Below are 12534 nucleotides of genomic sequence, written 5' to 3' on the forward strand. Positions count from 1 at the left end.
CCAAATCTCTGCATTGGTTTTCTCATTGCCCCTATCTTTGCGACGTCACCACATTGCGTTTTAATGCTTTTTTGGCCAGTGCGGCTTTCATGCCTTTTTCTGCGCTGCGGTGCAATATCCAGCCGAACAGCAGAACTGACAGGGCGCACAGCAGGAACAGGAGCCGTCCCCACAACGGATTCGGCACCAGCACCATCAGCAGCAAACCCGCGCCCATGTACATCGAAATACGGCCGATTTTATCGCGCTGCAGGCGGTCGAACTCATCTTGTTCATGGTCGGCATAGACGGGTGTCTCCATGTCAGAAAAGAACTGCTGGCGCTGAGTTTCCCGCACTGTATCGGACTCGCGATAGAACAGAGTGGTCAGGCAGAAGAACCCGCCGGTAAACACCAGGTGCGCAAAGATATTCCACATGATCGCCACATCCAGCAGCTCACGTGCCGTCAGGGTGATCCCCAGCAGACGGGCGACATCCGGCGCGGTGAACAGGTTCGCCACCACATAAGACACACATAATCCGAATAATACGGTGACCCATGCCGCCCAGTCCGGCGTTTTACGGATAAACACACCGAGGAACAGCGGCACCACAATCGGTGCCTGCATCAGCGTGCCGACTTTCATCATCAGGTCGAACAGGCTGACTGTCTGCATGGTGTGCATGTATTGCGCCACCAGAATGACCAGTACGCCATTCACCACGCAGGCAATCTGGCCGACGCGCAACTGATATTTGTCGCTGCGTTCACTGTCACGGTTAATGACCGGCGTCCAGAAGCTGCGTACAAAAATCCCGGAATTACGGTTCAGTGCACAATCCATAGAAGACATGGTGGCGGCGAACAGTCCGGCCATCAGCAGGCCGACGGTGCCCACCGGCATGGCGCGTTCTGCAAAAATCAGATACACCGCATCGGTCGCGTTTTTGCCCAGTTCCGGATGCGCGGTTGCCGCGTCAGGATAAAGGATCGCCACCGCCCACGGCGGAATGAACCAGATAATCGTACCGACCAGCATCAGCACTAACGCGAACAATGCCGCCTTTTTGGCATTGAAACTGTCTTTGGCATTCAGGAAGCGGTAGGAATCCTGCAGATTGTTGATGCTCTGCACATTCTTGATAAAGAAGAACAGGAAACAGGCCACCAGCAGGGAAATATAATGCGGGCCAACGTCAGGGCCGGTAATGAAGCCGGAAGGAAACTCCGTCACCAGTTTCACCGGGCCGCCGACTTTAAATAACGCCACCACTGCGCAGGCAATGGAAATAATCGCCACCACCAGCGTCTGCACAAAATCACTGGCGACCACGCCCCACGCCCCACTCAGCAGCGAAATCACCAGCACCACGATGCCCGTCACCCACAGCGTCAGAGTGATGTCGTGCCGGAATACCGCGCTGGCAAACACCGCCAGGCTGTTCAGCCATACGCCGGCGCTGAGAATGCTCAGCGGAATGATCATCCAGGTGAAAAACTGTTCGTTACCTTTGCCGAAGCGATGGTTGATTGCCTCGGTTGCGGTATCAACACGCAACTGGCGGAAGCGGGCGGCAAACCACCACCAGGCGATCAGATAGCCGAACACGTTACCGGCAAACACGCTGACGACATTGAAACCGTAGCGGTAAGCCTGACCGGCCGCACCGGTAAATGTCCAGGCGCTGAACTGGATCATAAAGGCGGTCGCGCCGACCATCCACCAGAGCATTCGCCCGCCGCCGCGGAAATAGTGACTCGAGGAGCCGGACGCCATTTTTTTGAAGGCATAACTGATGGCAATCATTAAGACGAAGTAACCGATCATGACCAGAACGTTGATATCCATTGTCGTTACTCTCTTGTTTGTAGGGTGAGATGTTTTTTGGTTATGTATTGAGCAAGCGTAGAAGAGGGAATTGAAATTAAAAGTCGGACAAATAAGAAATGCTTAGTTTGTTATCAAATTGTGATTCTGGTCACTTGTTTGGCCGAATATCGGCTTTTAAGTCAATTCTGGCTGGCGAAAATGAAGGTTCATTGCTTTATTAGTATGACTAAAGCGTGAAATCTCAACGGGGAAATGGCGCGGAGCCGGGAGAATACATGACGTTAATGCTGTGCAGTAATGGAAAAGGAGTGACGGCCAGCCTGGTGCTGTTGCTGACGCTGATGACGGGTTCTGCCGGAGCACTGGCTGCGGAACCGGCATTTTTGAATACGGCGCAAATGGCTGTTGTCCGCCAGCAACTGCATGATCACCATGCGGCACCGCAAACGGCGCAGGCGTATCAGCACTTGCTGGCCGCGGCGGATTCCGCGCTGAATAAGCCTGAGCTGAGCGTGACCGACAAAGGCATGACGCCGCCGGGAGGCTCGAAGCATGATTATCTCAGCCTGAGTGCGTACTGGTGGCCGGACGACAGCACACCCGACGGACTGCCGTGGATCCGCAGGGACGGTCATGTAAATCCCGCCAGTAAAAACGACCAGAGTGATGGCGTGCGGCTGGCCGATTTTACCGCACGGGTGCAGAACCTGACGCTGGCGTGGTATTTCTCCGGCGAACAGAAATACGCCGATAAAGCCGCCAGCCTGCTGCGCACCTGGTTTATCAACCCGGAAACGCGCATGAACCCGAATCTGAATTATGCGCAGGGTGTGCCGGGCATTTCGCCGGGACGTAACGCCGGTGTGCTGGATGGCCGCTATTTCTCCACCCGAATTGTCGATTCGTTAGTGCTGTTGCGCGGAAATCCGGCCTGGACAGATAACGACGAACAGCAAATGCGGGCGTGGATGCAGGATTATCTGCAGTGGTTGCAGGGCAGTAAAATCGCGAAAAAAGAAGGACGAACGGAGAACAATCACGGTAACTGGTATGTGACACAAGTCTCCGGTATTGCCTGGTATCTGGGCGATAAAGCGCTGACTGGCGACATGGCGAAGCTGATGAAAAGCAAGCTGGATGTGCAACTCAAACCCGATGGCACGCAGCCTGCCGAGCTGGCGCGCACGCGTTCGTTTCATTACAGCTACTTCAATTTGCAGGCAATCAGCATGATGGCGGTGCTGGCGCAGAAAAACGGCATTGACCTCTGGCATTACAAAACACCACAAGGCGGCAGCGTGCTGACCTCGCTGGATTTCATGGCGCGCTTTACCGATCCGTCAGTGCCCTGGCCATACAAGTCACTCGATCAGATCCGTGTGCGTCCGGTGCCGTTGCTGTCCTGGGCGGATAACGCTACGGGTGAAAACCGTTACGAACAATACATCCGCAGCGCGAAATTCACCTTGCCGCCAGCGGTGAAACCGGCTTCCGGCGGATACCACGAAGACCTGACCCGTGGCGCGGTGATGGAGGCTGAACGCGAAACCTGGCTGCTGTCATTGCCATCGTTTGCGGCAGGATATGTCGCGCCACAGCCTCAGGAGATGCATAAATGAATCACTGGCAGCCGTTGCAGATAAGCGCGGGCGAAGCGGATGAACTGCGCGGACAGATTAATGCAGATTCTCCTTTGGGTGCGGCGCTGCGTGCGCAAATCACCACGCTGGAAAACATGCTCGTGCAGCCGCTGACGATTCCCGGTCACGGCGAGGCCGGTGGCCCTGAGCATACGCAGCACAAGCAAAACTATCTGGGAATCAATCTGGCGGGGCGTTTAGCGCTGATCACCGGTGAGCCACGTTATGGCGATTACGCGCTGGCGCTGCTGACCGGTTACGCCGACATTTATCCCTCGCTGGGCAGCGCGACCAGCAAAGACAGCAATGCGCCCGGTCGTTTGTTCCATCAGACCCTGAATGAAAATATGTTCTGGCTGTACGCCGTCGAAGGCTACCACTGTGTGATGCCATCGCTTAGCGCGGCTCAGCGGGAACATATAGAAACTAACCTGTTTCAGGTGATGGCAGATGATGCGCTGAACCGGCATAGCCGTGATTTCGATATCGTGCATAACCACGGTATCTGGTCGGTGGCCGCGGCGGCGATCAGTGGTTATGTGCTGGACGATGCATCGCTGGTAGAAAAAGCCTTATATGGCCTGAAAGGCGACAGTGAAAGTGGCGGATTCTTTGCCCAGCTCAGCCAGCTTTTTTCGCCGGACGGTTATTATATCGAAGGGCCGTATTACCACCGCTTTGCGTTGCGCCCGTTGTTACTGCTGGCGGAGGCCATTGAACGGCGTCAGCCGGATTTACAGATTTATCAGTTCCGTGAGCAGATTATCCGTAAAACCTGTGAAGCCCTGATGCAGACCGCATTCCCCGACGGCGTCTGGCCTGCGCTGAATGATTCCTCTAAAACCATCAATATCCGTGATGACGGCGCGGTGATCGCCGCCAGCGTCTGCTATTCCCGCTATGGCCACAATCCGCAGTGGATCGCTGTCGCACAACAACAGCAAACGGTGTGGGTGAGTGCGGCCGCGCTGAAACTCTCTGCTGCCCTGAAAAAAGCCCCGGCAACGCCCGTGGACTGGGGCAGCGCAGAACTGCGCGATGGTCCGCAAGGCACGCAGGGCGGCATCGGGATTTTACGCAGTGACGCAGAAAATCAGGACATGGCGCTGATGTGGTACGGCCAGCACGGCAGCATTCCCCGCCTGCATTCGGCGCTCAATCACGGCCACTTTGACGGCCTGCATCTTAGCCTGTTCAGCGGCGGACGCGAGTTCCTGCGTGATTACGGCTTTGGCCGCTGGGTCAACGTCGAGCCTAAATTCGGTGGCCGCTATATTCCTGAAAACAATAGTTACTGCAAGCAGACCGTCGCGCACAACACCGTGGTGGTTGACGGGCAAAGCCAGAATGGCGGCAACAGCCTTGAAGCCGAAACACGCTGGGGCGAACCGCATTTCTTCGTCACGGGTAATCCGGCCTGTCAGGGGATGAGTGCGCGGCTTAATGATTATTATCCGGGGGTGAACCAGCAACGGACGGTGCTGATGCTGAGCCTGCCGGAACTGTCTTCGCCGCTGATCGTCGATGTGTTCCGGCTTACCAGCCATGAGCCGCACCAGTACGATTATTGCCTGCATCATCTCGGTCAGTTTGTCCGCACTGATGCTGCTCTTGATGCTGCCAGCCAACTGACGCCACTCGGTGAAGATCACGGCTATCAGCATTTATGGGATTGCGCGAGGGCTGATATTACGGCGGGAGATTCGGCCTTATTCAGCTGGCTTGACGGCGACAGTTACCGCACCCTGGTCAGCGCCTTTCCCGACGGTGGCGAACTGATTGTCGCCCGCACCGGGGCCAGCGATCCGAATTTTAACCTGCGTAATGAACCCGCTTTACTGCTGCGAACCCGGGGGACAAACGCCATTTTCGCCAGCGTGTTTGAAACCCACGGCTATTTTGATGAAGCCAGCGAAACGTCCCTTGACGCGCGCGGCAAGGTTGAACGCGTCAGCGTGGTCAGCCATGACGACGTGCAAACCGAACTGAATATTTACTTTGCCGCCAACCGGACACTGAACGTCCGCATCAGCAACCGCGCCGCACCGGCTGCGGAAGATGCGTTCAGCGTGGCGTGGCAATCCGTTTCACCTCTGAACATCCCTGAATCATAAAGGAGTCACTATGTTTAACGATTTGAAAGGTCAGCGTGTTTTGATCACCGGTTCAACCAAAGGTATCGGGCTGGCGGCGGCGCAGGCATTTGCCGCAGCGGGCGCAAAAGTCGGGATTAACGGCCATCGTCATGATGCCAGCCTGGACAAACTGGCGGCTGATATCGCTAAGAACGGCGGCGAAGTGGCCTATTTTGGTGCGGATGTGACGAAGTCGGCCGAGTGCGAAGCGCTGGTGGCGAGTTTTGTCGAACGCTTTGGTGGCATTGATGTGCTGATTAATAACGCGGGCGGCCTGGGCGGACGTCAGGGGCTGGAAAGCATTGACGATGATTTTTATGACCATGTGATGGATCTCAATGCCCGCTCGGCGCTGATGGTCACAAAATTTGCTATTCCGCATCTGCGTCACGCGGCGAAACAAAGCGGCAAAACCACATCGGTGATCAGCACCGGTTCGATTGCCGGACGCGAAGGCGGCGGGCCGGGTGCCAGTCTCTACGCCGCTTCAAAGGCCTGGCTGCACAATGTGCACCGCAACTGGGTGAAAGAATTCACCCGGGACAATATCCGCTTTAACGTGATCGCGCCGGGCACCATCGACACCGTTTTTCACGCGGATAAGAGCGCAGAAGTGCGCGAAAAAATCGCCGGCTCCATCGCCATGGGTCGTTTCGGCACCGCTGAAGAACTGGCGCCGTCTTACCTGTTTTTCGCCTCGCACGCCTGCAGTGGTTACATCACCGGCCAGATTCTGGATGTGAATGGCGGCCAGATGGCGCCGTAGCGCACAGTTCGGGTGTTTCAGTGTGGCGGGGGCATGCAGCGCGCCGCCACCTGAACTATGATGTCGGCAATCTGCACAGGAAAAAGGGAAGAGCATGACGATGCAGTTTGAAACCGCCGCAGGCATGACCCGTGGCCTGAATACCCATATCGCCCGCGACATCGCCCGCAAAATTCTTTCGGGCGAACTGGCGTCAGGCGCGATACTGCCGAGTGAAATCGAGCTGGGCGAACAGTTTGGCGTCAGCCGTACTGCGTTGCGTGAAGCGCTGAAACTGCTGACTTCCAAGGGATTACTGGAGTCGCGGCCAAAAATCGGCACCCGCGTGAAAGAGCGTCCGCAATGGAACATGCTGGATCCGCAGTTGCTGGAGTGGATGCAGGGCATGGAAGCGACGGAAGATATTTACCACCAGTTTCTGGAATTTCGCAAAGCGATTGAACCGCACGCCACCGCGCTGGCGGCGGTGAACGCCAGTAAAGAGCAACGCATTGAACTCTCAAGAATTTATCGCCAGATGTGTCACGTAGCCGAAAACTTCGATGCACAACATTGGGTCGATATCGATACGCAGTTCCACCGGATGATTTTCATTTCCTCCGGAAACTGTTTTTACGTGCCGTTCGGCAACGTGCTGACCACCATTTTCAAATGGTTCTTTGAGTATTCCTCAAAAGAAGGGGGCATGTGCCTCAGTGAACATAAACGTATTTACGAAGCGATTATGGCCGGTGACGAAGGTGCGGCATTTTCTGCCTCGCTGAGTCTGATGAAAGGGCATAAGCACCGGTTGCATCAGACATAACGTTCAGCAAAACCGTTTCATGCCGTTCCTCCCGATGCGCAGATCTCTCTGCGCATTTTTTATGTCTGATGATCCTCAAATGAGCTCACTGATACAAAAATGAAACAAACGTCACGGGCGGTTACGCCCCAGTGCCAGTGGGTTATATAGACTTGTCATAATTATTACGGTCTAATCATTTTATCAGGACATAACATTTTATGGCGCAGAGTGATTAACGATATTTATTTTAGTTATTAACCCGGTGAATATATGAAAATACTCAAGGTCAGTGATTTCTTTCTCTCGGAACATCATGCTTTCAGTTTATTCGATATGAATCGCCAGTCGATGGAAGATGTACACGGGCATGAGTTTGATGAGCTGGTTATTGTCCGCAACGGCAGCGGGTTTCATATAATCAACGACCAGGCTGAATTTATTCATAAAGGCGATTTTTTCATCGTCAGCGCTCATGATGTCCATTGTTATGAATCCACCAATAAGCTGTCAATTACTAATATTTTGCTCCATAAAGAGCGCCCGTTTTATTTTCTCAATAACATTGGGCAACTGACGGCGGGTATCAAAGATTATACTGCCTCGATAAAAAAGCGGCGTGCAGGATTAACGGACGAGGAACTGACGAAAGTTATTGAGCTGACCGATAAAATCACCCGACAAAGTGATGCCTGTTACGACAACGCCTACTTTGCCACAGCAGAGTCTTATTTATTTTCGATGATGGTCATCCTGTACCAGTGTGCGACCCGCAAGGAATGCCGGGCCAGCCCGACAGATTCCGGCAAGCGACATCTGCTGAATTATTTACGCGAGAATTACACATGCAGCATCAACTGGGATTATTTATGTGAAGAAAGTGGTGTGGCAAAAAGAACGATGTTCAGATTTATAAAAGAGATGACAGGATTTACACCTGAAAAATTTCAGCAGCGTTACCGTCTGTTAAAAACACAGGAATTATTGCGTACCTCAGATTTAACTGTCGGGAAAATAGCCACCGTGTGCGGTTTTTCCACCCCATCACGTCTGACGGAAGCCTATAAAAAAGAGTTTCACAGAACACCCTCTCAGGAGCGAATGAGAGTCAGTAACAGTGTGATTAAAACACGCTATTAAAAACAAAATTCAATAATAAGAATTAATAATATAAAACCATAACAACACTAAGAATTAAGGATAACTCACGGACTTTTTTATTCACCATTACCTCTGAAGGACATTATTATGTCAACCACTAAACAACCTAATCCCTGGTACGTCGGGGTGGTTTCCGGCATGGCGTCATATATTGATTCAGCCGCGATTGTTTCAAACGGAACGGCCCTGGTTATTTATCAGAAAACGATAGGGACAACATCAGCTCAGATAGGCATACTTTCTGGCATATTAACCCTGAGTATTGCACTGGGTGCATTTCTGGGCGGCAGACTGGGGGATTGTTATGGCCGACGCAAAGTGTTTATTGTCACCATGGCAATGATCATTATCGGTACGCTGCTGCTGGCATTCGGCAATACCTTTCCGGTGCTGCTGGCTGGCACATTGTTGGTCGGGTTAGCTACCGGTGCAGACTTACCGGTATCACTGGCGACCATTGCTGAAGCGGCGACGGATAAAAATCGCGGGAAAATTATCGGATTGTCGAATCTGCTGTGGTTTTTGGGGATTGGCACCACGATGGCAATTTCTGCCATGGTGGGCGACTGGGGAAGGCCCGGTGCGCAGATTATGTATCTGCATGTCTGCGTAGTGGCCGTCGTTCTGCTGGCGTTGCGCTGGACGATCCCGGAGTCGCCTTTATGGCTGATTGCCCGAAACGAACGGCGTGCAGGCATTGTCACGGTGCGTGCGCAGAAAGCGTCGTTTAAAGATCTTATCCACGGGAAATATCTGTGGCCGTTTATTGCGTTGTGCCTGTTCTATACTTTTACCAATCTTGCAGCGAATACCGGCGGTCAGTTTGGGACTTATATTGCAGTTAACGTAGTGGGTATTTCCGTCGGGCAACACTCGCTGTGGAACCTGCTGACCATGCCGGTCGGGGTATTTGCCGGGATCATGTTTATGCGCTTTGTCGATACACCGAAACGTATCCCCGCGTTTATTATGGGGGCATTTTGTTTTGCGGGAGGATTCTTCCTGCCGGTAGTATTTAACTTTTCACCCGTATCCTGGTTCGGTTGTTTATTCTTTACCGCGATAGGCAGCGGTCTGGCCTTCGAAGGGATAATGAAAGTCTGGTCGCAGGAATCCTTCCCGACCATGCTCCGGTCTACAGCACAAGGTATTATCGTCGCTATTTCCCGGTTGTTATGCGGTGTGCTGGCATTCATTACGCCACTGCTGCTTGATGCCGGTCCGCTGGTATTGTATTTCATCTTATCCTCTACGGTGGCTTCCGGTTTATTGATCGGCTGGATCTGTTTCCACGGCAAGCAAAGGAATGAATTTAACAGCGAAGCCGGTACGGTTATTAAAGAACCGGCAACACAATATCCGGCATCCGCCATAAAGCAAATCTAGTTGTTTATTTTACCGCTCAGACAACATTACATGAGGAGTAAGGCATTATGCTCGCAGTGATCAGACTTACAGTAAATCAGGAATCTGCATTGCACGGTGTGCAGGAACTGCCTGTATTAGGCTGGGAAATTGAAAGCCATAACAGAAATGTCCGGCAAACTGCTTACCGGATCCAGATCAGCCAGGATCAGAATTTCGATAATATCCTGCTTCGCGGCGAATGGCAGGAAAGCGAATGTTCAAATAATGTTTCCCTGACGGAATTAATGCTCACATCCTCGCAGCATTATTTTATCCGTGTACAGGTACGTGATAATTATGACGAAACCAGTGCCTGGAGTTCACCTGCGGAGATGATTTCCGGCGTGCTGTATAGCCATGAATGGCTGGCTGATTTTATTACCGCCGAAACGTCGGCAGATAAAGACAATTCCGGTGCAACATTATTGCGAAAACCTTTTGTTCTGAACCGTGCGGAAGATATTCAGTCTGCCTTTATTCATGTCAGTGCACTCGGACTTTATGAATTACATCTCAACGGTCATAAAGTCGGAGAAGATGCCCTGACGCCAGGCTGGACGAGTTATCACCATCATTTACTTTATCAGACTTATGATGTGACGGGACATCTGGAAAAAGGTGAAAACGTTATTGGCGCTATTGTCGGTGCGGGCTGGTACAAAGGCGATATGGGCTTCAGCCGTCATCGCAATTATTATGGTGAACGGAGCGCGCTTATTTCCCAACTGGTCATAAATTATAACGATGGCTCGCATGAAATTGTGGTCAGCGATGAAAGCTGGAAAGGGCAGGATTCCGCCATTCTGTTTTCAGAAATCTATGACGGCGAAACTTACGATGCGCGCAGGGAAATCCCCGGCTGGTGCGTGAAAGGTTTCGCAGAGAAGGGATGGCGTCCGGTCAGTCTGGCGATGCATGAAAAATCCACACTGGTGGCGCAGGGAAGCAACAGGGTCAGGAAAATGGGAGAAATTAAGCCTGTTGCGCTGCTCACCACGCCGCAAGGCGACACAGTCATTGATTTTGGCCAGAATCTCAGTGGCTGGGTAGAGTTTACGGTCAGCGGCAAGGCGGGCGATAAAGTCGTGTTACGCCACTTTGAAGTGCTGGACGCAGAGGGCAATGTGTATCTCGATAATCTGCGTTCTGCCCGACAGCGCACTGAATATGTGCTCAAAGGTAAAGGGACAGAAACCTGGCATCCGCACTTCACCTGGCAAGGTTTCCGCTTTGTGAAAGTTGAGGAATATCCTGCACAGTTGGATCTGAATAACTTCACCGCCATTGTTTTGCATTCCGATATGGAGCAGACCGGGTCTTTCGCCTGTTCAAACCCGGATCTGAATCAGTTACACCACAATATTCTGTGGGGGCTGAAAGGTAACTTTGTCGACGTGCCGACGGACTGCCCGCAACGTGACGAGCGGCTTGGCTGGACGGGGGATGCGCAGATTTTTTGCCGTACGGCGAGTTATCTGATGCAAACCCGCAATTTCTTCGCCAAATGGCTGACCGATCTTCGTTATGACCAGACGGCTGAGGGCGGTGTGCCGCACGTTATCCCGGATATCCTGACCGGTTACTGTGGCCAGGACCGCCTGTTGTCTGAAGGCGGAACCCATTCTGCCTCGGCCTGGGCTGATGCCGCGGTGATCAACCCGTGGACAATGTACCTGATGTATGGCGATACCAACGTGCTGGAAAACCAGTATGCCAGCATGAAAGGCTGGATTGATTTCATGACCGCGCATGCGGAAAATCACCTCTGGCATTACAAATTACAGTTTGGTGACTGGGTGGCGCTGGATGCCAAAGAGGGCAGTTATTTCGGTGCTACCCCAAACGACCTGACCTGCACGGCGTATTACGCTTATTCCACGCAATTGTTCGCCAAAGCCGCCAAAGCGCTGAATCGTACTGAAGACTATCAACATTACACTGCCTTGCATCAGGCGATTGTCCGTCGTTTTCAGGAGGAGTTCTTTACGCCATCGGGTCGTCTGGCGGCCAGAACGCAAACCGCGCATATTCTGGCACTGTACTTCAATCTGGTCCCTGACGAATTCCGCCAGCGCACCACCGATACGCTGGTTGAATTGCTCAACGAGCACGACGGGCATCTGGTGACCGGCTTCGTCGGCACGCCGTATTTCTGTCACGCACTCAGCCAGAATGGTCGCACTAAAGAAGCCTGGAATTTACTGCTGAAAGAGGATTTCCCTTCGTGGCTGTATCAGGTGAAAGCCGGTGCCACCACTGTCTGGGAACACTGGGACGGCATCAAACCGGACGGCAGCATGTGGAGCGCGGACATGAATTCCTTCAATCACTACGCTTACGGCGCGGTGGGGGAATGGCTCTACCGCGTGGCGGCAGGGATTGAAGCTGATGAGGAACAGCCCGGATTCAAACACGTCATCATCAAACCGCAGACCGGCGGCGGCCTGAGCTGGCTCGATACCCGCTATCAGTCAATCTATGGTGCGATTGGCGTACGCTGGGAAGTGAGTGATCAGCAGGTGATTCTTAAGGTCAGTATTCCGGCCAATACCACCGCCACACTTGTCCTGACGGACGGTCAAAGCTTGCAGGAAACGGATGGGATTGATTTTGTGCGCTGTGCTGACGGGTATACCGCTGAGGTGGGATCGGGGGAATATCGGGTGGAATACCGGTTAGTTTAGTGAGGTCGCTTGTTTGCTCCTCCCCCTGCGAAGGGGGAGGTCGGGAGGGGGTTTAGCAGACAAAACGGCCGTCAAAGCACAGGTTAACTTTTTGATTTGTCTGTGATACCCCACCCCAACCCTCCCCTTCGCAGGGGAGGGAGC

The 12534-nt window shown here is 52.9% G+C and carries 8 protein-coding genes; 7 read left to right on the plus strand and 1 reads right to left on the minus strand.

Annotation, left to right across the window (positions count from 1 at the left end):
- Positions 1-31: 31 nt before the first annotated feature.
- Positions 32-1831 carry a sodium:solute symporter family transporter gene (locus GW591_RS05510; RefSeq protein WP_112152469.1) on the minus strand — a complete coding sequence of 600 codons (1800 nt, stop codon included), beginning with the start codon at positions 1829-1831 and terminating at the stop codon, positions 32-34.
- Positions 1832-2088: 257 nt separating this feature from the next.
- Between GW591_RS05510 and GW591_RS05515 the strand changes: the two genes are divergently transcribed.
- The 7 genes from GW591_RS05515 to GW591_RS05545 all read left to right on the plus strand — a co-directional run bounded on the left by GW591_RS05515 (position 2089) and on the right by GW591_RS05545 (position 12390).
- Positions 2089-3432, plus strand: coding sequence for an alginate lyase family protein (locus GW591_RS05515; protein ID WP_112152470.1), 1344 nt, complete (start codon positions 2089-2091; stop codon positions 3430-3432).
- Complete coding sequence (locus tag GW591_RS05520) at positions 3429-5567, plus strand: heparinase II/III domain-containing protein (protein WP_166860230.1); 2139 nt, start codon at positions 3429-3431, stop codon at positions 5565-5567. Before GW591_RS05515 ends, GW591_RS05520 begins: the two co-directional genes overlap by 4 nt.
- Before the next feature lie 10 nt (positions 5568-5577).
- On the plus strand, positions 5578-6354 hold the full coding sequence (locus GW591_RS05525) for an SDR family NAD(P)-dependent oxidoreductase (RefSeq protein WP_013575387.1): 777 nt from the start codon (positions 5578-5580) through the stop codon (positions 6352-6354).
- A 94-nt stretch (positions 6355-6448) separates the two neighbouring features.
- Complete coding sequence (locus GW591_RS05530) at positions 6449-7159, plus strand: FadR/GntR family transcriptional regulator (RefSeq protein ID WP_013575388.1); 711 nt, start codon at positions 6449-6451, stop codon at positions 7157-7159.
- 252 nt (positions 7160-7411) lie between these two features.
- Positions 7412-8278 (plus strand): helix-turn-helix domain-containing protein, encoded by an 867-nt coding sequence (locus tag GW591_RS05535; RefSeq protein WP_112152472.1) that lies wholly within the window; start codon positions 7412-7414, stop codon positions 8276-8278.
- 108 nt (positions 8279-8386) lie between these two features.
- A complete protein-coding gene (locus GW591_RS05540; protein WP_166860232.1) occupies positions 8387-9685 on the plus strand; it encodes an MFS transporter in 1299 nt (432 codons plus the stop codon).
- Between the two features lie 47 nt (positions 9686-9732).
- On the plus strand, positions 9733-12390 hold the full coding sequence (locus tag GW591_RS05545; protein WP_166860246.1) for a glycoside hydrolase family 78 protein: 2658 nt from the start codon (positions 9733-9735) through the stop codon (positions 12388-12390).
- Positions 12391-12534: the final 144 nt, after the last annotated feature.

It is taken from the genome of Rahnella aceris, from assembly GCF_011684115.1.
GTDB lineage: Bacteria > Pseudomonadota > Gammaproteobacteria > Enterobacterales > Enterobacteriaceae > Rahnella > Rahnella aceris.